The organism is Pacificitalea manganoxidans (assembly GCF_002504165.1).
In the GTDB taxonomy this organism is placed as follows: domain Bacteria; phylum Pseudomonadota; class Alphaproteobacteria; order Rhodobacterales; family Rhodobacteraceae; genus Pacificitalea; species Pacificitalea manganoxidans.
Map to the genome: position 1 here is coordinate 3,287,454 of NZ_CP021404.1, position 21,316 is coordinate 3,308,769.

Annotated in this window: 23 protein-coding genes; 13 read left to right on the forward strand and 10 right to left on the reverse strand. The window is 65.4% G+C overall.

The genetic code is table 11. The features are described from left to right. Positions 1 to 94: 94 nt before the first annotated feature. A complete protein-coding gene (locus tag CBW24_RS15095; protein WP_088662846.1) occupies positions 95 to 1,333 on the forward strand; it encodes an MFS transporter in 1,239 nt (412 codons plus the stop codon). A gap of 12 nt (positions 1,334 to 1,345) precedes the next feature. On the opposite strand, the gene CBW24_RS15100 is transcribed toward CBW24_RS15095, so the two are convergent. The 5 genes from CBW24_RS15100 to CBW24_RS15120 all read right to left on the reverse strand — a co-directional run bounded on the left by CBW24_RS15100 (position 1,346) and on the right by CBW24_RS15120 (position 5,213). After that, positions 1,346 to 2,257 (reverse strand): ornithine cyclodeaminase family protein, encoded by a 912-nt coding sequence (locus CBW24_RS15100; RefSeq protein WP_088662847.1) that lies wholly within the window; start codon positions 2,255 to 2,257, stop codon positions 1,346 to 1,348. Next, the gene (locus CBW24_RS15105) at positions 2,254 to 2,877 is read right to left on the reverse strand and encodes an HAD-IA family hydrolase (protein WP_097374053.1); all 624 of its coding nucleotides are present in this window, start codon (positions 2,875 to 2,877) and stop codon (positions 2,254 to 2,256) included. The genes CBW24_RS15100 and CBW24_RS15105 overlap by 4 nt, the downstream gene beginning before the upstream one ends. Then, positions 2,874 to 3,341: a YaiI/YqxD family protein gene (locus CBW24_RS15110; protein ID WP_088662849.1), complete on the reverse strand. Its 468-nt coding sequence runs from the start codon at positions 3,339 to 3,341 to the stop codon at positions 2,874 to 2,876. Before CBW24_RS15110 ends, CBW24_RS15105 begins: the two co-directional genes overlap by 4 nt. After that, positions 3,338 to 4,168, reverse strand: coding sequence for an S-formylglutathione hydrolase (fghA, locus tag CBW24_RS15115; protein ID WP_088662904.1), 831 nt, complete (start codon positions 4,166 to 4,168; stop codon positions 3,338 to 3,340). The genes CBW24_RS15110 and fghA overlap by 4 nt, the downstream gene beginning before the upstream one ends. Before the next feature lie 115 nt (positions 4,169 to 4,283). Continuing rightward, positions 4,284 to 5,213, reverse strand: a complete 930-nt coding sequence (locus CBW24_RS15120; protein ID WP_097374054.1) for an AEC family transporter — start codon at positions 5,211 to 5,213, stop codon at positions 4,284 to 4,286. A 239-nt stretch (positions 5,214 to 5,452) separates the two neighbouring features. On the opposite strand from CBW24_RS15120, the gene CBW24_RS15125 reads away from it, so the two are divergent. Continuing rightward, positions 5,453 to 5,662 (forward strand): hypothetical protein, encoded by a 210-nt coding sequence (locus CBW24_RS15125; protein ID WP_088662851.1) that lies wholly within the window; start codon positions 5,453 to 5,455, stop codon positions 5,660 to 5,662. Between the two features lie 115 nt (positions 5,663 to 5,777). Then, positions 5,778 to 6,416, forward strand: coding sequence for a TetR/AcrR family transcriptional regulator (locus CBW24_RS15130; RefSeq protein ID WP_088662905.1), 639 nt, complete (start codon positions 5,778 to 5,780; stop codon positions 6,414 to 6,416). 201 nt (positions 6,417 to 6,617) lie between these two features. On the opposite strand, the gene CBW24_RS15135 is transcribed toward CBW24_RS15130, so the two are convergent. Next, positions 6,618 to 7,337, reverse strand: a complete 720-nt coding sequence (locus tag CBW24_RS15135) for an NYN domain-containing protein (RefSeq protein ID WP_097374055.1) — start codon at positions 7,335 to 7,337, stop codon at positions 6,618 to 6,620. Positions 7,338 to 7,467: 130 nt separating this feature from the next. Next, positions 7,468 to 8,598: an S-(hydroxymethyl)glutathione dehydrogenase/class III alcohol dehydrogenase gene (locus CBW24_RS15140; RefSeq protein WP_088662853.1), complete on the reverse strand. Its 1,131-nt coding sequence runs from the start codon at positions 8,596 to 8,598 to the stop codon at positions 7,468 to 7,470. A 79-nt stretch (positions 8,599 to 8,677) separates the two neighbouring features. Here CBW24_RS15140 and CBW24_RS15145 point away from each other — a divergent pair, with 79 nt between their 5' ends. The 3 genes from CBW24_RS15145 to CBW24_RS15155 all read left to right on the forward strand — a co-directional run bounded on the left by CBW24_RS15145 (position 8,678) and on the right by CBW24_RS15155 (position 12,317). Then, positions 8,678 to 9,013: an I78 family peptidase inhibitor gene (locus CBW24_RS15145; protein WP_157773239.1), complete on the forward strand. Its 336-nt coding sequence runs from the start codon at positions 8,678 to 8,680 to the stop codon at positions 9,011 to 9,013. Between the two features lie 341 nt (positions 9,014 to 9,354). Next, positions 9,355 to 11,199, forward strand: coding sequence for an ABC transporter ATP-binding protein (locus tag CBW24_RS15150; RefSeq protein ID WP_097374056.1), 1,845 nt, complete (start codon positions 9,355 to 9,357; stop codon positions 11,197 to 11,199). Between the two features lie 344 nt (positions 11,200 to 11,543). Beyond that, entirely contained in the window at positions 11,544 to 12,317 is a 774-nt protein-coding gene (locus CBW24_RS15155; protein ID WP_097374057.1) for a metallophosphoesterase, read from the forward strand. 18 nt (positions 12,318 to 12,335) lie between these two features. Here CBW24_RS15155 and CBW24_RS15160 read toward each other — a convergent pair whose 3' ends face one another. Continuing rightward, the gene (locus tag CBW24_RS15160) at positions 12,336 to 13,508 is read right to left on the reverse strand and encodes a MalY/PatB family protein (RefSeq protein WP_097374269.1); all 1,173 of its coding nucleotides are present in this window, start codon (positions 13,506 to 13,508) and stop codon (positions 12,336 to 12,338) included. Between the two features lie 95 nt (positions 13,509 to 13,603). Here CBW24_RS15160 and def (CBW24_RS15165) point away from each other — a divergent pair, with 95 nt between their 5' ends. From def (CBW24_RS15165) to fmt, 4 genes are read left to right on the forward strand one after another with little or no spacing between them, the layout of a single operon-like run. Beyond that, positions 13,604 to 14,125 carry a peptide deformylase gene (gene def / locus CBW24_RS15165; protein ID WP_097374058.1) on the forward strand — a complete coding sequence of 174 codons (522 nt, stop codon included), beginning with the start codon at positions 13,604 to 13,606 and terminating at the stop codon, positions 14,123 to 14,125. After that, positions 14,125 to 14,619: a peptide deformylase gene (gene def, locus CBW24_RS15170; RefSeq protein WP_097374059.1), complete on the forward strand. Its 495-nt coding sequence runs from the start codon at positions 14,125 to 14,127 to the stop codon at positions 14,617 to 14,619. The genes def (CBW24_RS15165) and def (CBW24_RS15170) overlap by 1 nt, the downstream gene beginning before the upstream one ends. After that, a complete protein-coding gene (gene def / locus CBW24_RS15175; RefSeq protein ID WP_097374060.1) occupies positions 14,616 to 15,113 on the forward strand; it encodes a peptide deformylase in 498 nt (165 codons plus the stop codon). Before def (CBW24_RS15170) ends, def (CBW24_RS15175) begins: the two co-directional genes overlap by 4 nt. Further along, on the forward strand, positions 15,110 to 16,021 hold the full coding sequence (gene fmt, locus CBW24_RS15180) for a methionyl-tRNA formyltransferase (RefSeq protein ID WP_097374061.1): 912 nt from the start codon (positions 15,110 to 15,112) through the stop codon (positions 16,019 to 16,021). Before def (CBW24_RS15175) ends, fmt begins: the two co-directional genes overlap by 4 nt. Positions 16,022 to 16,278: 257 nt before the next feature. On the opposite strand, the gene ubiB is transcribed toward fmt, so the two are convergent. Both ubiB and ubiE read right to left on the reverse strand, forming a co-directional pair. Continuing rightward, on the reverse strand, positions 16,279 to 17,817 hold the full coding sequence (gene ubiB / locus CBW24_RS15185; RefSeq protein WP_097374062.1) for a 2-polyprenylphenol 6-hydroxylase: 1,539 nt from the start codon (positions 17,815 to 17,817) through the stop codon (positions 16,279 to 16,281). A 4-nt stretch (positions 17,818 to 17,821) separates the two neighbouring features. Then, positions 17,822 to 18,574, reverse strand: a complete 753-nt coding sequence (gene ubiE, locus CBW24_RS15190) for a bifunctional demethylmenaquinone methyltransferase/2-methoxy-6-polyprenyl-1,4-benzoquinol methylase UbiE (RefSeq protein ID WP_088662861.1) — start codon at positions 18,572 to 18,574, stop codon at positions 17,822 to 17,824. A gap of 87 nt (positions 18,575 to 18,661) precedes the next feature. On the opposite strand from ubiE, the gene mutM reads away from it, so the two are divergent. The 3 genes from mutM (at position 18,662) to rpsT (ending at position 20,796) form a co-directional block, all read left to right on the forward strand. Next, positions 18,662 to 19,513, forward strand: a complete 852-nt coding sequence (gene mutM, locus CBW24_RS15195) for a bifunctional DNA-formamidopyrimidine glycosylase/DNA-(apurinic or apyrimidinic site) lyase (protein WP_097374063.1) — start codon at positions 18,662 to 18,664, stop codon at positions 19,511 to 19,513. Positions 19,514 to 19,574: 61 nt separating this feature from the next. Continuing rightward, a complete protein-coding gene (locus CBW24_RS15200; protein WP_088662863.1) occupies positions 19,575 to 20,351 on the forward strand; it encodes an enoyl-CoA hydratase in 777 nt (258 codons plus the stop codon). A 178-nt stretch (positions 20,352 to 20,529) separates the two neighbouring features. Further along, a complete protein-coding gene (gene rpsT / locus CBW24_RS15205) occupies positions 20,530 to 20,796 on the forward strand; it encodes a 30S ribosomal protein S20 (RefSeq protein ID WP_088662864.1) in 267 nt (88 codons plus the stop codon). Positions 20,797 to 21,316: the final 520 nt, after the last annotated feature.

A 21,316-nucleotide genomic window follows, 5' to 3' on the forward strand; every position in this document is an offset into this window, starting at 1 on the left:
TTGAAAAGACCCGACCCGCCCGGCAAAAGGCCCGGATCGGACCCTATCACAGGTTCTGATTTGACCCCGCCCGCCGCTCACGCAATCTAGCGCCATGCAAAAACCAGCCCCTCTCCTCACCCCGGTGCTGATCGCGGGTTGCGTCATCATCCTGATGAGCTTCGCCATCCGGGCAAGCTTTGGGGTGTTCCAGATCCCCATCGCGGAGGAGTTCAATTGGCCGCGGGCGGAATTTTCGCTTGCCATCGCGATTCAGAACCTCGCCTGGGGCATCGGGCAGCCGCTGTTCGGGGCTTTCGCGGAACGCTTCGGGGACCGGCTTGCGATCATCCTCGGCGCGGTGACCTACGCGGCGGGGCTGGTGCTCTCCTCCTTTGCCGTCACCCCCGAAGCGCATCAGATGCTGGAAGCTCTTGTAGGGTTCGGCATCGCGGGCACCGGGTTCGGCGTGATCCTTGCCGTGGTGGGGCGCGCGTCCAGCGACGAAAACCGCTCCATGAGCCTCGCCATCGCCACAGCCGCAGGCTCCGCCGGGCAGGTCTTTGGCGCGCCGCTGGCCGAATGGATGCTGGGCTTCATCAGCTGGCAACAGGTGTTCATGGTCTTTGCCGCGATGGTGCTGGCCTCGCTCATGGTGCTGCCGATGATGCGCAGCCCCGAACGCGCCAGCCGTGCGGAGCTTGAGGAAAGCATGGGTCAGATCCTGATCAAGGCGTTCCGCGACCCGTCCTATACGCTGATCTTTCTGGGGTTCTTCTCCTGCGGCTATCAACTGGCCTTCATCACCGCCCATTTCCCCGCGCTGGTGACCGAAATGTGCGCCCCGATCCTTGCCGGTGGCATCCTGTCCAATCTCGGGATTTCGTCGACCTCCGCCCTGGGTGCTGTGGCGATTTCGCTGATCGGGCTGGCCAATATCGCGGGCACGCTGACGGCGGGCTGGCTGGGCAAGCGATACTCCAAAAAATACCTGCTCGCCGGGATCTACACCCTGCGCACGCTGGTCTCGGCGGCCTTCATCCTGACGCCGATCACGCCTGCGACCGTGCTGCTGTTTTCGGGCGCCATGGGGGCGCTGTGGCTGGCCACGGTGCCGCTGACCTCCGGCCTTGTCGCGCATATCTACGGGCTGCGCTATATGGGCACGCTTTACGGGATCGTGTTCTTCTCCCATCAGCTCGGCAGCTTCATGGGCGTCTGGCTCGGCGGGCGGCTCTACGACGTGACCGGCGATTATTCCGCCGTCTGGTGGGTGGGCGTCGCGGTTGGCGCGTTCTCCGCCATCGTGCACCTGCCGGTCAGGGAACGCCCCTTGGGGGCGCGGCTGGCGTAACCGCCCCGGCGGTCAGCCTGTCCCCACCGTGTCGAGGATATAGCGCGCGGTCATCAGATCCAGATGCGCGCCGCCGCCGTTCTTGAACAACGTGATTTCGTCGTCCGACTGCCGCGCGAATGCGCCGCCCGCCAGATCGTAGTAGTCGGCCACCACATCCTCCGCGCCGACCACACCGGCGGCGATAGGGATCGCCAGTTCGCCGATATGGCCCAGCACCGTGTCGCGACTGTCGAGGAAGATCCGCGCCCGCTTTAACACGGCGTCGTCGGCTTCGCGCATATCCGCCCGGTAGGCGCCGATCAGATCGACGTGCTGGCCGGGCCGCAGCCAGTCGCCGCGCAACACCGGTTCGGTGCTCATCGTGGCGCAGCAGACGATATCGGCCATCGCCACGGCGGTTTCCGCATCCGCCGCTACGCGCACCTGCGGAAAATCGGCGGCCAGCGCCTCCGCCCGCGCCTGCGTCCGGTTCCACAGGGTGAACCGCGCGTCGGGAAACAGCACCGAATAGGCCTCGATCAAGGCGCCCGCGACCGAACCCGCGCCAAGGATCGCGATGCTTTCCGCGCCCTTCGGGGCCAGTTTGCGCGCAGCCAGCAGGCTGTCGCCCACGGTTTTCCATTTCGTCACCAGATGGAAATCCACCAGCGCCTGGGCGGTGCCGTCCTCATCGGAAAACAGCGTCACGGCGCCGTTGACGGTGGGCAGGTCGCGATTGTCGGGGAAAATCGTCGCGCTTTTCACCGCCAGCCCCAGCCCGTCGATCCATGCCGCCCGGTTCAACAGCGTGTCCCCCCGGCGCCGCAGGAACGTATCCGCAATTTCCGCGCGCGGCAGGGCATGGCCCGCCTCCAGCGCATCGGTCAGCGCCAGCCAGTCCAGCTGACTTTCGGCAGTGAAAGGAATGTAGGGCAGGCTCATGCGGCGCTCTCCTCGGTCAGCAGGCCCCGCTCGACCAGCGCGCGCGCCCATCCGTCGGGTCCAGTAAACAGATGCGTCTGCCAACCGCGCGCAGCGGCAGCAGCGATGTTGTCGGGCCGGTCATCGGCAAAGAGCAACGCACCGGGCGCGATCCCGCAATCGGCCTCTACCTGCGCGTAAATCTCCGGGTCGGGCTTGATTACGCCCATATGGCCGGAAATGTAGCGCCGGTCGAATTCCCCCAGAAACGGGTAATGCGTCTCCGCCAAGGCAAAGCTCTGAATGCCGAAATTCGACAGCGCAAAGACCGGCACCCGCGCCGCCCGCAGCGCCCTGAGCAGCCGCACCGAGCGGTCGATGACGGGGGAGGCCATTTCGATCCAGCGGTCGTGCCACATCTCCACCTCGGGGCCCCAAGCAGCGTGGCGCGCGGCGGTTTCCATCACCGTGGCGCGGAAATCCTGCCCCCGGTCGACCCGGTCGTTCATCGCGTGCAGGTCGATCGCGGCGAACATCTCCTGCCGCCGTGCCGCGCCGATCTGGGCGTCATAGAACCGTTCGGGTTGCCATTCGATCAGCACATTGCCGATGTCGAACACCACTGCGGAAACCGTTGTCATCGGGGGGTGCCTTTCTCCTGTGCCGCCGCGCGCAACGCGCGGTCCAACGCCTCGCGGAAGCGCGACCGGTCGGCCTTGCCAAAGCTTTTGCCACCGCCTTGCCGGAATGGATCGGCGGCGCGCAGATCGGCCATCAGGTCGCGGGTCGCCAGCACGTTGCCGATATTGGCCTGCGTCAGCCGCTCGCCATCATGTTTGAGCACCTGCGCCCCGGCGGCCACGCATTTCGCCGCTAGCGGGATATCAGCGGTGATCACCACATCCCCCGGCCCCGCGCGCTCCGCGATCCACATATCCGCCACATCCGGCCCGTCGGGCACATAGACCAGTTCCACCAACGGATTGGCCGAGGGGCGCAGCCCGCCATTGCAGACCATCTTCACCGCGACCTTGTGTCGGGTCGCGACCGCTTCGGCCTCCGCCTTCACCGGGCAGGCATCGGCATCAATGTAGAGCACACTCACGCGTAAAGCGCCTCGGCATGGAAGGTCACATGATCCTCCATAAAGGTCGAAATGAAGAAGTAGCTGTGGTCATAGCCCTTCTGCATCCGCAGCACCCCGTCCTGCCGCTGCGCGGCCATCGCCTCGGCCAGCGCCTGCGGACGCAGCAGGTCGAAAAACTGATCCTCGGTGCCCTGATCGATCAGCATCGGGCCGTCAAACCCGCCCTGCCGCATCAGCAGCGTGGCATCATGCGCCGCGCGCGTGGCCTCATCCGCGCCCAGATAGGCGTCAAACTGCTTGCGCCCCCAATCGGATGCGGTGGGATTGGCAATCGGCGCAAAGGCCGAAACCGAGCGGAAGCGCCCCGGATGCCGCATCGCCAGCGTCAGCGCCCCGTGCCCGCCCATCGAATGGCCGGTCACCGATTGCCGCTCCGGGTCGATGGCGAAAGTGTCGCTCAGCAGCGCGGGCAACTCGTCCGAGACGTAATCCCACATGCGGAAATGCTCGGCCCACGGCGCCTGCGTCGCGTTGACGTAGAACCCGGCGCCCTGCCCCAGATCATAGGCCTCGTCATTGGCCACGCCTTCGCCGCGCGGCGAGGTGTCGGGAAAGACCAGCGCGATGCCCTGCTCGGCGGCCCAGCTTTGCGCGCCGGCCTTGGTCATGGCGTTCTCATGGGTGCAGGTCAGCCCCGACAGGAACCACAGCACCGGCACCGGCCCGTCGGCGGCCTCGGCGGGCAGAAACAGCCCAAAGGTCATGTCGCAATTACAGACGGCAGAGGTATGGCGATAGACACCCTGCACGCCGCCGAATGCGCGGTTCTCGGAAACGGTTTCCATCGGCAAGCTCCAGAAGATCAGACAATTGGTCCAACTGGTGGCACGGATCGGCGCGGCGCGAAACCCCCGCGCGGAGCTCATCCCGGCGCTTGCCATTCCTCCGTGATCGCATGGGTCAGCGCGCGCTGACCCATGCGATCACGGCGGGCAGGGTCACGATGCTGGCTGCGGTCGAAAACAGGATCGCGGCGGATGCCCGTGCGGGGGCAACCCCGTAATGCTGCGCCAACATGAATACATTGCCCGCCACCGGCAGCGCCGCCGCCGAAATCATGATCCCGGCCAGATAGGGCTCCACCGGGAACACCCATAATGCAAAGACGGCGACCGCCGCCGGATGCAGCAGCAGCTTGCACACCGACAGCCACGACGCGACAGACACCCGTTCGGCGCTTTTGCCAGCCAGCGATGCGCCAATGGCAAACAGCGCGCCGGGCGTCGCGGCATTGCCCAGCAGCGTCAGGAATTCTTCCATCGGGCCCGGCATCGCCCACCCCGCCGCCGACCATGCCAGCCCCAAGGCAATGGACACGATCATCGGGTTGGCCAGCAGCCCGCGCAGAACCCGCAGCAAGGTCGAGGGGCGGATGCGGCCCTCCCGGCTGGCGGTGATCAGGATCACGATCAGGGTGGAAAACACCAGCAGGTCGATTGCCAGCACCATCACCAAGGGTAGCACTGCGCCCTCGCCCATCAGCATCACCAGCATCGGCACGCCCAGAAACCCGGTATTGCCGATCACCGCGCATTGGGCCTCCACCGCCGCCTGCGCCATGCCGACGCCGCGCCACAGTGCCACCGCCGTAGCTAGCCCGTAGACCACCAGACAGCCGGACAGATAGGCCAGCAGGAACGGCCCGTTCAGGAATTGCGAGAAGCTCAACTGCGCGGCAAAGCGGAATAGCATCGCTGATAGCGCGAAGTAGAACACGAATTTCGTCAGCCACGCCGTCGCCTCGGCGGTAAAGAACCGCATTCGGCCCGCGCCATAGCCCAGCGCGATCAGCGCGAAAAACGGCAGTGTCTCTAGAAAAATCGCCAGCATGATCCGCTGCTAGCATGCGGCGCGCGCTCCGGGAAGAAGCCCGGCGCCGAACGCTTTGCGCCTCCCGGCACCTGTTGCGCTGCGGTCGAAATCCGGGGGCGGGCGATGCGCGAAACGCGGCGCCAAAAAACTGAACCGTTTGGTTCATTTTTCCCTTGAAGACTCACCGCAAGCGGCCATATCAAACTAAACAGTTCGGTTCAGTTTGAGCCGGTATCGCCAGAACAGGAGTGTTCATCATGACCCGTAAATTGATCCTTGCCGCAACGCTCGCGCTTGCTGGCACCACGCTTCCCGCCGCTGCTGGTGGCTTTGGCGGTGTCGCTCTCGACATCCCGCATCTGACCTTCCCGGCCAAGACACAGGCCGAAACACCCGCCCCGAAACCAACCGAAACGGTCACCCGCGCCTGCACCCCGAACGCCTGCGCCCAGCCGCTGGCCAAGTGATTGCCGCCGTTTCAGCCCGCATAAGCAATGGACGACTGCGCGCGGCGTCTTGTGCCAACTGAACCGGACGGTCTAAGTTTGACCGCCAGTCCCGGTGAAAGAGCCCATGATGACAATGCCCGCGCGGTCGCCCGCCCCAGAGCCCAAAAAGGGCCGGAAATACGACCAGGTGATCCGTGGGGCGCGCAGCGTGTTCATGCAGGACGGGTTCGAAGGCGCCAGCGTCGATGACATCGCCCGCACCGCGGGTGTCTCGAAAGCGACGCTTTACAGCTACTTCCCCGATAAGGAGCGGCTGTTCATGGAGGTCGTCACCTGCGAATGCCGCAAACAGGCCGACGGCGCGCTGGACGAAATAGACCAGACCGCCGATCCCCGGCAGGTGCTGCGACTGGTGGGCGAACGGCTTCAGCAATTCGTGCTGTCGGATTTCGGGCGCAACGTGTTCCGCATCTGCGTCGCCGAAAGCGACCGTTTCCCCAGTCTTGGCCATGAATTCTACGAATGCGGTCCGAAACTGGTGCGCGAGCAATTGGGCAATTACCTGCGCTGCGCCACCGAACGGGGGGAATTCGAGATCGAGGATTTCGATCTTGCCGCCGATCAATTTGCCGAACTGTGCAAGGCCGATATCTTCGCGCGGATTCTGATGGGCGTTGCGACCAGCTTCACCCCGGAGGAAGCTCGGCGTGTGATAGATGGCGCGGTCGATATGTTCTGCGCGCGCTATGCCGCGTCCGCCGCCCGCCACTGATCCCCTGGCTGGCCCTTGGGCCCTGTCCCTGAACTCGTAAACACTGCAAACGGACGGCGGCGCGTCAGCCTCGCCCCCAGATAGCCGGGTTTCCCCGACCGAAACCAACGCGAGACGTCAACCACTCCACCTGAAAATCATTAATAATTTATGAACGCACCGCTGCGATTGGCCTCACCCGGCCCCACCACAGCACCGCGCTCAATCCAGCCGCCGCACCAGAAGCTGGTTGCCCGGGCCCCGCTTCGTCTCGAAAATCTTGATGTCCTGCACCAGATCGCTGAGCTTTTTCTTGCCATAGGTCCGGGTGTCGAAATCGGGGTTCGAGGCGACGATGAACTGCCCCAGCTGGCCGAGCGTATACCAATCGTCATCCTGATCGATGCTGTCCATCGCCTTCAAAATCAGATCGCGCGCCTCATTGGGGTTGCGCCCGGCGGCGCGCTCGGTCGTTTCGCTTGGCTTGTCCTTGTCCTCGCTATCGGCAAGATTCTCGAGGAAGATGAACCGCTTGCACGCCTTGCGGAACGCGCCGGGCGTCTTGGCCGCGCCGATCCCGAACACATCCAGACCCTGTTCGCGCACCCGGCTGGCCAGACGGGTGAAATCGCTGTCCGACGACACCAGCACAAACGCATCGAACCGCCCCGAATGCATCAGGTCCATCGCGTCGATCACCAGCGCGATGTCAGAGGCGTTTTTACCCACGGTGTTTGCGGGCTGATGATGCGGCACCAGACCGAATTCCGCCTGAACCTTGTTCCAGCCGTTCATCTGCTGGCTGGAGAAGTCCCCATAGACCCGGCGCACCGAAGCCTCCCCCAGTGACGCGATCTCGTCAAAGATCGCCCTGCACCAGCGCGGCGAGGTGTTGTCCGCGTCGATCAGCACGGCAAGCAGGGGGGCGGTCGAGCGTTCCATCAGGGGCCTTTCGGTGTTTGCGCCCCCATGCCCGAGATCGGTGCTGGGGGCCAGTGTCCCGGCCCGCCACCGTGGCGGCAAGCCGGGAATCGTTCGCGCGGTCAGTAGACCGAGGCCTGAGCTTGCGCGGTCAGTAGACCACGACACTCCGGATCGACTCGCCCGAATGCATCAGATCAAACCCCTTGTTGATCTCGTCGAGGCTCAGCGTGTGGGTAATCATCGGATCGATCTCGATCTTGCCGTCCATATACCAGTCGACAATTTGCGGGACATCGGTGCGGCCACGCGCGCCGCCAAAGGCCGTGCCCTTCCACGTCCGGCCCGTGACCAACTGGAACGGACGGGTCGCGATCTCCGCCCCTGCGGGCGCCACGCCGATGATGATCGACTGTCCCCACCCGCGATGGGTGCATTCCAGCGCGTCGCGCATCACCTTCACATTGCCGGTGCAGTCAAAGGAATAATCCGCGCCGCCGATCTGATCGAAGGGCGTCTTGGTCAGGTTGACCAGATAGGGCACCAGATCCTCGCCGATCTCCGACGGGTTGACGAAATGGGTCATGCCGAAACGCTCGCCCCATTCCTTCTTGTCGTTGTTCAGATCGACGCCGATGATCATATCCGCGCCCGCCAACCGCAGGCCTTGGATGACGTTCAGGCCGATACCGCCCAGACCGAACACCACCGCCTTGGCGCCGATCTCGACCTTGGCGGTGTTAATGACTGCGCCGATGCCGGTGGTGACGCCACAGCCGATATAGCAGATCTTGTCGAACGGCGCGTCCTCGCGCACCTTGGCCAGCGCGATTTCCGGCAGCACGGTGTGGTTCGAGAAGGTCGAGCAGCCCATGTAATGCAGGATCGGATCGCCATCGAGCGTGGAAAACCGGGAACTGCCATCAGGCATAAGCCCCTGCCCCTGCGTCCCCCGGATCGAGGTGCAGAGGTTGGTTTTCTGGCTCAGGCAGGACGGGCACTGCCGACATTCCGGCGTATAAAGCGGGATGACGTGATCGCCGGGCTTCAGCGTGGTCACGCCTGCGCCAACCTCCACCACCACGCCCGCGCCCTCATGGCCCAGAATGGCGGGAAAAAGCCCTTCGGGATCGGCGCCCGACAGGGTGAACTCGTCGGTGTGGCAGATGCCGGTGGCCTTGATCTCCACCAGCACTTCGCCGGCGCGGGGGCCTTCCAGATTGACGTCCATCACCTCGAGTTTACTGCCAGCTTTGATCGCGACAGCAGCACGCGTTTTCATTTCAATTTCCTCCGGATAGGATGCCGCCGAAACCGTGACCGATGGGGTCCGGAAATGCAACTAGCGAGGTATGAACCCGATGCCGATGCGCATGCCGATGCTGATGATCGCGGGCGTTTCCCTGTCGCTGATGGCCGCTTGCGGGCCGCAGATCCCCGAGACGCCGGAAATCGTCAATCCCGATGTCGCCCTGCCCTATGGCACGCCGCTGGAACGGCGCGAGCCTGATCTGTGCCAGCTCGATCAGGTGCGCGCCTTTGTCGGCCAGCCGGTGAGCTACGCCCCGGTATCGAGCCTTGATCGCCCGGTGCGGGTAATCGGCCCCGATGACATCGTAACGCAGGAATACAATCCGCGCCGCGTCAATTTCTACACCGACGCCTACGGCACCATCACCCGCGTCTCCTGCGGCTAAGGGCCAATCACGGCTAAACGACAGGCGCGCGCGCCGTTCCATCGGGGATGGCGCGCGCGGCTTTGCCCCGAGGGGCGTTCCAATCGCCGCGCTTCGTGCTAAATCCGAAGGCGGCAGCGCGCCCTGCCCGCCGAATGACGACGGAGCCAGCGCGCCCGCCCGTATCACGCCCCGCCAGCCCCGCCGGACACAACCGCCCCGGTGCCGCCAGCCCCTGCGCGCGATCGCCCACATCTGCTTGCGCACGGGTCCATGACGGGCGCGGCGCCCTGCGGCACGTCCCCCGCCGCCGCCCTTTCCCGCCGCAGGTCCGCGGCGCGCCTGACCGAAACGAGCCGCCTATGAAACCGACCGAAATCATCGATGCTTTCCGCCCCGCCGAAGGGGCGCCGCCCCGCACGCTGGCGGCGTTTCTGTTGTGGTGCCTGAAAGGCGCGATGCCGGTGCTGTTGGCCGCGGGTCTGCTGTCGAGCCTCGTCGGCGGGCTGGAGGTCATCGCAGCGTCGCTGCTGGGCGTGGTGATCGATACCGCGCTTGCCGCCGGGCCAGAGACGTTTTTTCGGGATCATGTCTGGCTGATCGTCGGCATCACGCTGTTTTTCATCGTGCTGCGGCCCGTGCTGGCGGGGCTGGCGACCGGGGCCAATGCGCTGGTCATTCAGCCGAACGTCAACCCGCTGGTTCTGTCGCGGCTGCACCGCTGGACGATGGGACAGGCGGTGACCTATTTCGATAACGATTTCGCCGGGCGCATCGCGCAAAAGCAGATGCAATGTTCCCGCGCCGTGACCGAGGTGGTGTCCGAGGTCGTCAACGTCGTCTTTTTTGCGCTGGCGTCGATTGTCGGCGCGGTGTTCCTCTTGGGCGCAATAGACTGGCGCGTGGCGGTGGTGCTGGGCATCTGGACCGCCGCCTATCTGGGTTTGATGCGCTATTTCCTGCCGCGCATCCGCGTCCGCGCCAAGGACCGCGCCGGCGCGCGGGCGATGGTGTCGGGGCAGGTCGTGGATACGATCACCAATATCAAGACGGTCAAGCTTTTCGCCCATGCCGCGCATGAGGACCGCTCCGCCCTGACCGCGATGGCCCGATTTCGCGACCGGGTGATCCACATGGGGCGCATTTCCACCGCGTTCCGGTTCGCGCTGATGACGCTGGCGGGGTGTCTGCCCGTGCTGCTGATTGGCGGCACGCTTCTGTTGTGGTCCGAGGGTGCGGCCAGCGCCGGGGACATCGCCGCGGCGGGCACCATCGCGATCCGGATCGCACAGATGACCGGCTGGGTCAGCTTTGCGCTGCTGGGGATCTATTCCAGTCTGGGCGAGGTCGAGGACGGCATGAACACCCTGACCCCGCCTCACACCCTGACCGACCGCGACGGCGCGCTGGATCTGCCGCGGGCCGAGGGGCGCGTCAGCTTCGAGGATGTGGGATTTGCCTATGGGCGGCGTCACGGAGGCGTGCAGGGCATCTCCCTGACGCTGGAGCCGGGGCAGAAATGCGGCATCGTCGGCGCATCGGGCGCGGGGAAATCGACGCTCGTGTCGCTGCTGCTGCGGCTTTACGACACCGAGGCGGGCGCGATCCGCATCGATGGCCATGACATCCGCGACCTGACGCAGGAAAGCCTGCGGCGCCAGATCGGGATGGTCACGCAGGAAACCGCGATGTTCAATCGCTCCGCCCGTGACAACGTCAAATACGGCCGCCCCGACGCCACCGACGCGCAGATGATCGAGGCCACGCGCCGCGCCGAGGCGCATGGTTTCATCTGCGAGTTGGAGGATTACGCCGGGCGCACGGGCTACGAGGCGCATCTGGGGGAACGCGGCGTGCGGCTGTCGGGCGGGCAGCGGCAGCGCGTGGCGCTTGCCCGCGCGATCCTGAAGGATGCGCCGATCCTTGTGCTGGACGAGGCGACAAGCGCGCTCGACAGCGAGGTGGAGGCACAGATCCAATCGGCGCTGGACCGGGTGATGGTCGGCAAGACCGTGCTGGCGATTGCGCACCGCCTGTCGACGATCGCGCGGATGGACCGGATCATCGTGCTGGATCAGGGCCGCATCGTCGAGGATGGCACCCATGATGAATTGCTTGCCGCCGATGGGCTCTACGCCCGCTACTGGGCCCGGCAATCCGGCGGATTTCTGGGAGCCGAGGACCGCGACGACCGCGCGGCGGAATGAGCGCGACACTTTGGGGTGACGCAGGCCTGCCGGTCGGGACGCGGATCGGCGGCGGGCGCGTGGGGGGTCGGAGGGCGTTCCACACTGGTGTTGCGCAATGGGCGAAACCGCGTGCGCAGCTAGGGGCAAATGTTTCGCACGCGAAACAACTCTAAAATCGGGTTAACATCGCCCCGCACGCGTTATTCAGTGGGATCAGCGGCTTAACCGCCCTTGGCCGGTAAGGTGCCACGCCTTGTGCAACGCGCCGCAAATTCAGAGTTTCGCAACCCTTTTCGCCCGCGCGGGGTTTCCATCGTGACGGGAGTGGCCGAACCTCTCGCAGCAATCACGAGGGACAGCAGATGACATTTTACGCGATGGGCGACATTCACGGACAGCTGGCGCTGCTGCAAGGCGCGCATGCGCTGATCGCGGAGGACCGCGCGCGGCACGGAATGGCCGAGGACACGCCCATCGTGCATCTGGGCGATCTGGTGGATCGCGGGCCTGACAGCTGCGGTGTGGTCGATCATCTGGTGCAGGGCCACGCGGCGGGCGCGCCTTGGGTCACCATCAAGGGCAATCACGACCGGATGATGGAGCGGTTTCTGACCGACGCGCGGCTGGACGATCCGGGGCTGCGCGCCGATCTGGATTGGCTGCATGACAAGCTGGGCGGCAGTGAAACGCTGGCCTCCTACGGGGTCGATGTCAGCCCCGAGCGGTCGGTCGCGGAGATCCACGCCGACGCGCAGGCAAAGGTGCCGCAGTCCCATACGGACTTTCTACGCAACCTGCCGCTGACATGGGGCGCGGGCCACGGCTGGGGTGCGGCGCTCTGCGTGCATGCAGGCGTGCGCGCGGGCGTGCCGCTGGTCCAGCAGACGGAGGAAGATCTGGTGTGGATCAGAAAGGGGTTTCTGGACAGTGACGCCGATTTCGGCGCGCTGATCGTGCATGGCCACACCCCGGTGGAGCGGGCGACGCATTACGGCAATCACCTGAACCTCGACAGCGGCGCGGCGTTTGGCGGGCCGCTGTCGGTGGCCGTGATCGCACCGGGGCGCGAGGTCTGGCTGCTGGACCCGGAGCAAGGCCGCGTCAGGCTGGAGCCGGTGGACGGCACCCAGACCTGAGCGAACAGTGCTGCGCGGTTACTGAAGATCGGCGAACGCCGCCTGCATGCGGGTCACGGCCTCCTCCACCCGCGCGCGGGGCGTGGCGAGGTTGAACCGAAGGAAGCTCTCACCGCCCTTGCCAAAGGTGGTGCCGTGATTGACGACGATGCGGGCCTCATCCTGCACGCGGCGCAGCGCTTCGGCCTGATCCATGCCCGCGCCGGTGAAATCGACCCATGCCAGATAGGTGCCCTCCAGCGGCATCGAGCGCAGGCCGGGAATGGCGTTGATCCCCGCATCGAACAGCCGCCGGTTGCCATCGAGATAGGCGCAAAGGTCATCGACCCATGCCGCACCTTCGGGGGAATAGGCGGCGGTGACCATATGCAGCCCAAAGGAATTGGGCGAAATGCCCACGCCCGACATCCGCTTGGCGAACCGCGCGCGCAGATCGGAGTCGGGCACGATGACGTTGCCGATATGGGCGCCTGCGATATTGAACGTCTTGGTGGCCGCCGTCATCATCACCAGCCGGTCGGAAATACCGTCGACCTTGACCATCGGCGTATGGGTGTGACCGGGCATCAGCAGATCTTGATGGATCTCATCGGACACGAGGATCAGGTCATGGCGGATCGCGAAATCCGCGATCTCGCGCAGTTCCGCCGGGGTCCAGACACGCCCGCCGGGATTATGGGGCGAACACAGGATCAGCATCGTTTCCGTGCCGGTCATCTGCGCATCCCACGCGGCGATGTCGAGCTGGTAGGTGCCTTCGGCGTCGCGGGCCAGTTCACATTCCACGACTTCGCGTTCCGCCGCACGGATGGTGCGGGCAAAGGCGTGATAGACCGGGGTCAGCAGCACCACACCATCGCCGGGGCGAGTAAAGGCATCGATGCACATGCCTGTGCCGTTAACCAGCCCGTGCGTGGTAAAGATCGCCTCCCGCTCCGGGGTCCAGCCGTGGCGTTCGCCCGACCACCATTGCACGGCGTCTAGATAGGCCGCCTCATCGCCGAAATAGCCGTAGATCCCATGATCGACCATCGCCGCCAGCGCCCCGGTCACGCAGGCAGGCGGGCGGAAGTCCATATCCGCGACCCACATCGCGATGCCATCCTCCGGCGAGACGCCGTAGAGCGGCTCCATCATGTCCCATTTCGAGCAATGGGTTCCACGGCGGTCGATCATCTCGTCAAAGGTCATCAGCATCTCCTGTCGGTGCCGCGCGAGGCTACCCGGAGACGCGGTGACTGCAAGAGGCGTTGCGCGAAAAGGCGTCATGACCTAAATGCCTGCGCATGGCGATCAGACCTATACTCATCCACCCGGACCCCCGGCTCAAGAAACCCGCCGCCGATGTCGACACGATCGACGACGGCATCCGGACACTTGCCGCCGATATGCTTGCAACCATGTATGACGCGCCGGGCATCGGCCTTGCCGCACCGCAGATCGGCGTGATGCAGCGCGTGCTGGTGATGGATTGCGTGAAAGACCCCGAGACCAACCCCCGCCCGATGGTGTTGATCAATCCGCAGGTCATCGCGGAATCGGAAGACCGCAACGTCTATGAGGAAGGCTGCCTGTCGATCCCCGAGCAATATGCCGATGTTGAGCGCCCGAGCGAGGTGACCGTGCGGTGGCTGGGGCTGGATGGCGAAACCCATGAAGAACATTTCACCGGTCTGTGGGCGACCTGCGTGCAGCATGAGATCGACCATCTCGACGGTGTGCTGTTCATTGATTACCTCAAGCCGCTGAAGCGTCAGATGATCACGCGCAAGATGCAGAAGCTGAAGCGGGAACGGGCGCGCGCCTGATGGCAGTGCTGCCAATCCTGCGCTGGCCCGATCCGGCGCTGTCGACCCCGTGCCCGCCGGTGGCGGAGATCGACGACACGCTGCGCGCGCTGATCCGTGACATGCTCGACACGATGTATGACGCGCCGGGCCGCGGGCTTGCGGCGCCTCAGGTGGGGGTGCTGACCCGGCTGTTCGTCATGGATGTGACGTGGAAGGACGGCACGCCCACACCACGGGTGATGATCAACCCGCGCATCCTGTGGCAATCCGAAGAAGCCGGTCGCGGCGAGGAGGGATGTCTGTCGATCCCCGGTGTTACCGCCTGCGTGAAGCGCCCGCTGGAGGCGCGGTTTGGCTGGACCGATCCCGATGGCGTGGCCCGCGAAGAAACGCTGACCGGGTTCGAGGCCCGCTGTGCGCAGCACGAACTGGACCATCTCGACGGGCGGGTGACGCTCGACCGGATCGGACCGCGCGCCCGCGCCCGGCTGCAACAGGAACTTGCCTTATGACCATCCGCCCCTTCGTGCCGTGGCCCGACCGCCGCCTGCGCAGCGCCGCCGCCCCCGTGGAGGCCGTGACCGACGCGATCCGCACCCTTTGGCAGGACATGATCGAGACGATGGACGCGATGCCGGGCGTGGGCCTTGCCGCGCCGCAGATCGGGGTGATGCTGCGGGTCGCCGTCGTCGATGCATCCGAGGGGCGCGGCCAGGCGGTGCGGATGGCCAATCCGGAGATCCTCCATGCCTCGGGCCAGATGCGCACCCATGAGGAAGGCAGCCCGAACCTGCCCGGCGTCTGGGCCCCGATCGAGCGTCCCCGCGCGGTGACCGTGCGGTTCCTCAACGCCGATGGCGCGGTGGAGGAGCGGGATTTCGTGCATCTCTGGGCGACCTCGGTCCAGCACCAGATCGATCATCTGAACGGACGCATGTATTTCGACCGGCTGGGCCGGGTGAAACGCGAGATGCTGTTGCGCAAAGCAAAGAAGGTGCGGCGATGAAAGTTGTCTTCATGGGCACGCCGGATTTCTCGGTGCCCGCGCTTGATGCCGTGATCGCCGCCGGTCACGAGGTGGTTGCGGTCTACACCCAGCCCCCCCGCCCCGCAGGACGCGGCAAGCGCGACCGTCCGTCGCCCGTGCAGGCGCGGGCCGAAGCCCGCGGGCTGGAGGTGCGCCACCCGGTGAGCCTGCGCACCGCCGAGGCGCAGGACGACTTTGCCGCGCTGGGGGCCGATGTGGCGGTGGTGGTGGCCTACGGGCTGATCCTGCCGCAGGCGGTGCTGGATGCGCCCGCGCAGGGCTGTCTGAACATCCACGCCTCGCTGCTGCCGCGCTGGCGCGGTGCGGCGCCGATCCACCGGGCCGTGATGGCGGGCGATGCGGAAACCGGCGTGTGCATCATGCAGATGGAAGCGGGGCTGGATACCGGGCCGGTGCTTTTGTGCGAGGCGACCGAGATCGGCCCCGAAACCACAACCGCCTTGCTGCATGATCGGCTGGCGGGGATGGGCGCGCGGCTGATCGCGCGGGCGCTGGCCGATCTGCCCACGCTGGAGCCCTGCCCCCAGCCCGAAGACGGCGTGACCTACGCCAAGAAGATCGACAAGGCCGAAGCCCGCATCGACTGGACCCGCCCGGCGGTGGAGATCGACCGGCAGATTCGCGGGCTGGCCCCCTTCCCCGGCGCATGGTGCGAAATCATGGGCGAACGGGTAAAGTTGCTGGCGAGCCGTCTGGCCGAAGGCGACGGCACACCGGGACAGGTGCTGCCGCGGGGCGAAGATCAACTGGTGGTGGCCTGCAGCGAGGGCGCGGTGGAACTGCGCCGGGCGCAACGCGCGGGCGGCAAGCCGCTGGCGACCGAAGAGTTCCTGCGGGGCATCGATCTGCCAGAGCAGCTAAGCTGACCCCGACCCGGCGTCGGTCTGAGACACACGCCGCGCCGCCCATCAGCGCAACGCAAGCCTGCCCGGGGGGTGGCGCTGAGACGATTGAACGGCGCGCTTTATCCCGGCCATATACCTCCCTGCTCCGAGGTCAGCGTGAGGTGGCCAAGCGCCAGCCCGTTGGGGCGGGCAGGCGCTCGCCCGCGCGGCTTCGCCTGGTTCGCGGGCGGGGGTGCGCCGTTCGGAGGATGCAGGGAGTTCTGGCAGCAGAAGCCCCCTTAGCCCAGCGCTCCTGCCAGCATAGCGCCCAGCGCAACGAGACCGCCGCCCAGCGCCACGAGCGCCGCGCGTTCGCGCAGGGTGCTGCGCCGCTCGGCGCGGTAACCGGGCTCGTCCGCCTGACGGATCAGCGCGGTTTCCGCCAGTTGCGGCAGGCGCGGACCGAACCGCGCGAGCACCATCGCGGTTTTGCGCATATCGCGGGCCAGCGCCTTGGGCCCGATGTTTTCCTTGATGTAGCCTTCGACGACCGGGCGCGCGACCTCCCAGATGTTGATCTGGGGATAGAGCGACCGGCTGACGCCTTCGACCACGACCATGGTGCGTTGCAACAGGATCAATTCGGTCCGGGTGCGCATCCCGAACCGCTCGGTCACGTCAAAGAGATAGGCCAGCAGCCGCGCCATCGAAATGCGGGTGGCGTCCATGCCGAAAATCGGCTCCCCCACCGCGCGGAGGGCACGGGCGAATTCGTCGATGTCGCGGTCGGCGGGGACATAGCCTGCCTCGAAATGCACCTCGGCGACACGCCGGTAATCACGACGGATAAACCCGAACAGGATCTCGGCATACACCCGGCGGGTGTATTCATCGATCTGGCCCATGATGCCGAAATCGAGCGCGATGATATCGCCGTTCTCCGCGATCTTCAGGTTGCCCTGATGCATGTCGGCATGGAAATAGCCGTCGCGCAGCGCGTGGCGCAGGAACAGCGACAGCACCCGTTCGCCCAGCGCGGCGCGGTCATGGCGCGCGGCGTCGATCCCGGCAAGGTCATTCGCGGCAAGCCCTTCGGCCCAGTCGAGCGTCATCATGTTGCGCCCGGTCGTGCCCCAATGCACCTGCGGCACGCGGAAGCCCGCATCGCTTGCGGTATTAGCGGCGAATTCGGAGGCTGACGCGGCCTCCAGCCGCAGATCCAGCTCCCCCATCACCACGCCTTCGAAATGGCGGATGACGTCTTGCGGGCGCAGGCGGCGGGAGGAGGGCGAAAACGTCTCGACCATCCACGCAGCGAGGTAGAAGGCGTCGATATCCTTGCGGAAGGCGCGCATGATGTCGGGGCGCAGCACCTTCACCGCGACCTCGCGGCCACTGTCGGCCAGCCGGGCGCGGTGCACCTGCGCGATGGAGGCCGCGGCGACCGGCTCGGAGAATTCCGAGAACACGGCATCAAATGGCGCGTCCAGTTCCGCATCGATCATGCGCATGGCGCGCTCGCGCGGGAACGGCGGCAGGCGGTCCTGCAACACGGTCAGTTGCTGCGCCACCTCGACCCCCACCACATCGGGGCGGGTCGACAAGATCTGCCCGAACTTGATGTAAGCGGGACCCAGCGCGGTCAGCGCGCGGGGAATCGGGGGGCTGTTCGGATCGCCCTTGGCGCCCAGCCATTTGAACGGCCAGCCCAGCACACGGGCCAGCGCTCGCACGCCGGGGGGCGCGTCGAAGGCTTCCAGCACCGCGCCCATGGCTCCGGTGCGTTCCAGCGTGGCGCCGGTATAGACCAGCCGCCAGATGTTGTGAGGTCCGCGCATGGGCTCAGAGCTTCCAGCCGGAATGCAGCGCGGCGACGCCCATCGTCAGGTTGCGATACTTCACCTGATCGAAGCCCGCATGGCGGATCATTTCGGCGAACCGGTCCTGATCGGGGAACTGGCGGATCGATTCGACCAGATATTGATAGCTGTCGCGATCCCCCGTCACCGCCTGCCCCATGCGGGGAATGACGTTGTAGGAATAGCGGTCATAGGCCCATTGCATCGCCGGATTCGGCAGTTGCGAAAATTCCAGCACCATCAACCGCCCGCCGGGGCGCAGCACGCGGAACGCCTCGGACAGCGCGTCCTCGATCCGGGTCACGTTCCGGATGCCGAAGCTGATCGTGTAGACATCGAAGCTGTTATCGGGGAAGGGCAGCGCCATTGCGTCACCCACCACCCAATCGAGCCGGTCGGCCAGATGCCCGGCCTCGGCGCGTTTGCGGCCCTCGACCAGCATCGCCTCGGTCATGTCGCAGACGACGGAGGAGGCGCGCGGCGCACGGCGCAGGAAGCGGAACGCGATGTCGCCGGTGCCGCCGGCCACATCCAGTTGCCGTTGACCGGCGCGGGGCGCGAGCCAATCCATCATGGCATCTTTCCAGATCCGGTGGATGCCGCCGGACATCAGATCGTTCATCACGTCATAGCGCGATGCCACCGAGGAGAAGACACCATGCACCATGCCCGCCTTTTCCGCTTCGGGGACGGTGCGCGCGCCGAAATGGGTGGTCTTGTCGGGATTGTCAGTCATCTGCTCTTGCCGCCTCAAAATTCATCCCCTTCTTATAGGGCGCCGGGAGGGTGTTACAACGCGCCCCCCGCCGAAAGGATGTGAGACTTGCCCGAATTACCCGAAGTCGAGACGGTTCGTCGCGGCCTGCTGCCCGCTATGGAAGACCATGTGATCTCCGCCACGGAAATCCGCCGTGAGGGGCTCCGCTGGCCGTTTCCCGAAGGCATGTGCCGCAGGCTGACGGGCGCACGGGTGCACAGGCTGCGGCGGCGGTCGAAATATCTGCTGGCCGATCTGTCCACGGGCGAGACGCTGCTGATCCATCTGGGCATGTCGGGACGGATGATGGTGTCGGGGCTGGCCACCGCGCGCTTTGTCCACGACCACCCCGCCCCGCAGAAACATGACCATGTGGTGCTGCACATGTCGAATGGCGCGCGCGTGACGTTCAACGATCCGCGGCGTTTCGGTGCGATGGACCTGATGGCGACGGAGCGCGCGGGCGAGCACATGTTGCTGCGCGACCTCGGCCCCGAGCCGCTGGGCAACCAATTCGATGGGCCCTATCTGGCCGATCGGCTGGCGGGGCGCGCCACACCGATCAAGTCCGCGCTGCTGGACCAGCGGATCGTCGCGGGGCTGGGCAATATTTACGTGTGCGAGGTGCTGCACCGGGCGGGCATCTCGCCCCGGCGCAAGGCAGGCAACCTGTCCCGGGACCGCGCCGCCGCGCTGGTGCCCATCATCCGCGAGGTGTTGCAGGAAGCCATTCTGGCGGGCGGATCGTCCCTGCGCGATTACCGGCAGGCCGATGGGGATCTGGGCTATTTTCAGCATACATTCCGGGTCTATGGCCGCGAAGGCGCGCCCTGCGTCACGCCTGAGTGCACGGGACAGGTCCAGCGGATCGTCCAATCGGGGCGGTCGTCATTCTTCTGCGGCCATTGCCAAAGATAGCTTGAACCCTGACCGGGGGCTGGTAATCCTGCCGCGACATCTAGGAAAAAGGTCGCGCCACATGGCTTTCGAGACGCTCATCGTCGACATCACCGACCACGTCTGCCTTATCAAACTGAATCGCCCCGATGCGCTCAATGCGCTCAACACCGAAATGGTGGCCGAACTGGCCGAGGCGCTGACCGAAGCCGAAGCCAACGAGAAGGTGCGCTGCATCGTGCTCACAGGTTCGGAAAAGGCATTTGCCGCGGGGGCGGATATTTCGGAGATGGCGGAGCTGAGCTTCGTCGAGGCATTCCTGACGGATATCTACGCCCGCGACGCCGATCGCATCACCGCCACTCGCAAGCCGATCATCGCGGCGGTGTCGGGCTATGCGCTGGGAGGCGGCTGCGAATTGGCCATGATGTGCGATTTCATCATCGCCTCGGACAGCGCGAAGTTCGGCCAGCCTGAAATCAACCTTGGCATCTGCGCCGGAATGGGCGGCACCCAGCGGCTGACCCGGTTCGTGGGTAAGTCAAAGGCGATGGACATGCACCTGACCGGGCGCTTCATGGATGCCGAAGAGGCCGAGCGCGCCGGGCTGGTGAGCCGCGTCGTCCCCACCCGCAAACTGCAAGAAGAAGCGATGGCCGCCGCCCAGAAGATCGCGGAGAAATCCGTGGTCACGGCGATGGCGGTCAAGGAGGCCGTGAACCGCAGCTATGAGACCACGCTGACCGAAGGCGTGCGATTCGAGCGGCGCATGTTCAACGCGCTTTTCGCGACGGAGGATCAGGCGGAGGGCATGGCCGCGTTCAAGGAAAAGCGCGAAGCGCAGTTCCGCGACAAGTAACTCCACGCGCGGGCCGAAACGACGCGCCGAGCGGGCGAAATCCCGGCGATCGCGGGCGGTGTGTTGCCGCAAGGGCCACCGCCGCCGCTGCCCGGCGAAAAGCAGTGTTGACTCGTGGATACATCGCGCCTAGAAGCGCGCTTCAGATTGAAATCACCGACATTCGGGGACCCGACACATGGCCAACTCGCCTCAGGCAAAAAAGCGCGCCCGCCAGAACGAGCGGCGGTTCGCCGTGAACAAAGCACGTCGCTCGCGCATCCGCACCTTCCTTCGCAAAGTCGAAGAGGCTATCGCATCCGGCGATCAGTCCGCTGCGAAAGACGCACTGCGCTCCGCACAGCCCGAGCTGATGCGCGGCGTCACCAAGGGTGTCGTTCACAAGAACACCGCCTCGCGCAAGATTTCGCGCCTCTCCGCGCGTGTGAAGGCCCTGGCTGCCTGATCTAAAAGCACTTTGTGCACTTACGGACGGACGTTGCAGCAATGCAGCGTCCGTTTGCGTTCAGGTGAGGCCAAAAGCCTTATTTTATTAGGGTTTGAGGGGCTTATGTGGATTCGGAGAGACAAAGACTGAGTCAAGATCGAAGATCAGTTGCGACTCCTCAGCGCCAGTTGCTAGCTTGTCCGAGCGATTCAATGGATCGTCGGGGGGACATGAACCTGAATTCGTGGTCCCGGCTCGCTTGGGGAAGTGTAATGCCGGGAAATCCACGCAAGGGTTGAAGCCACGAGCGGATTGGGCCGCCCGGGCGATTCCAGACCTGATTGCCGCAAGGCAGTCTCCGGCGCGGAACGTGTCCAAGTGAAATGCAGGTCTTCTGGACCCGGTGCCCGTTTGGGCCGGGGGTGGACGATGTTTTTGTCATTCCGGTTCTACCGGACCTTCCGCATGCATATGCGCGAGGGCCCGATCGAATCGTGCCTCGACCTCGGAGAATCGCCCTGTTCCGGGCCGCCACGCT

Excerpts from the sequence above, each read along its gene's own strand:
- ubiE (WP_088662861.1), bottom strand. The coding sequence starts at position 18,574 with ATGACTGACAATCCCGACAAGACCACCCATTTCGGCGCGCGCACCGTC.
- fmt (WP_097374061.1), top strand. The coding sequence starts at position 15,110 with ATGAAAGTTGTCTTCATGGGCACGCCGGATTTCTCGGTGCCCGCGCTT.
- def (WP_097374060.1), top strand. The coding sequence starts at position 14,616 with ATGACCATCCGCCCCTTCGTGCCGTGGCCCGACCGCCGCCTGCGCAGC.
- CBW24_RS15125 (WP_088662851.1), top strand. The coding sequence starts at position 5,453 with ATGACCCGTAAATTGATCCTTGCCGCAACGCTCGCGCTTGCTGGCACC.
- def (WP_097374058.1), top strand. The coding sequence starts at position 13,604 with ATGGCGATCAGACCTATACTCATCCACCCGGACCCCCGGCTCAAGAAA.
- CBW24_RS15130 (WP_088662905.1), top strand. The coding sequence starts at position 5,778 with ATGCCCGCGCGGTCGCCCGCCCCAGAGCCCAAAAAGGGCCGGAAATAC.
- CBW24_RS15105 (WP_097374053.1), bottom strand. The coding sequence starts at position 2,877 with ATGACAACGGTTTCCGCAGTGGTGTTCGACATCGGCAATGTGCTGATC.
- CBW24_RS15200 (WP_088662863.1), top strand. The coding sequence starts at position 19,575 with ATGGCTTTCGAGACGCTCATCGTCGACATCACCGACCACGTCTGCCTT.
- rpsT (WP_088662864.1), top strand. The coding sequence starts at position 20,530 with ATGGCCAACTCGCCTCAGGCAAAAAAGCGCGCCCGCCAGAACGAGCGG.
- CBW24_RS15145 (WP_157773239.1), top strand. The coding sequence starts at position 8,678 with ATGCCGATGCGCATGCCGATGCTGATGATCGCGGGCGTTTCCCTGTCG.
- CBW24_RS15095 (WP_088662846.1), top strand. The coding sequence starts at position 95 with ATGCAAAAACCAGCCCCTCTCCTCACCCCGGTGCTGATCGCGGGTTGC.
- CBW24_RS15155 (WP_097374057.1), top strand. The coding sequence starts at position 11,544 with ATGACATTTTACGCGATGGGCGACATTCACGGACAGCTGGCGCTGCTG.
- def (WP_097374059.1), top strand. The coding sequence starts at position 14,125 with ATGGCAGTGCTGCCAATCCTGCGCTGGCCCGATCCGGCGCTGTCGACC.
- CBW24_RS15135 (WP_097374055.1), bottom strand. The coding sequence starts at position 7,337 with ATGGAACGCTCGACCGCCCCCCTGCTTGCCGTGCTGATCGACGCGGAC.
- CBW24_RS15140 (WP_088662853.1), bottom strand. The coding sequence starts at position 8,598 with ATGAAAACGCGTGCTGCTGTCGCGATCAAAGCTGGCAGTAAACTCGAG.
- CBW24_RS15120 (WP_097374054.1), bottom strand. The coding sequence starts at position 5,213 with ATGCTGGCGATTTTTCTAGAGACACTGCCGTTTTTCGCGCTGATCGCG.
- CBW24_RS15160 (WP_097374269.1), bottom strand. The coding sequence starts at position 13,508 with ATGACCTTTGACGAGATGATCGACCGCCGTGGAACCCATTGCTCGAAA.
- CBW24_RS15150 (WP_097374056.1), top strand. The coding sequence starts at position 9,355 with ATGAAACCGACCGAAATCATCGATGCTTTCCGCCCCGCCGAAGGGGCG.
- ubiB (WP_097374062.1), bottom strand. The coding sequence starts at position 17,817 with ATGCGCGGACCTCACAACATCTGGCGGCTGGTCTATACCGGCGCCACG.
- fghA (WP_088662904.1), bottom strand. The coding sequence starts at position 4,168 with ATGGAAACCGTTTCCGAGAACCGCGCATTCGGCGGCGTGCAGGGTGTC.
- CBW24_RS15100 (WP_088662847.1), bottom strand. The coding sequence starts at position 2,257 with ATGAGCCTGCCCTACATTCCTTTCACTGCCGAAAGTCAGCTGGACTGG.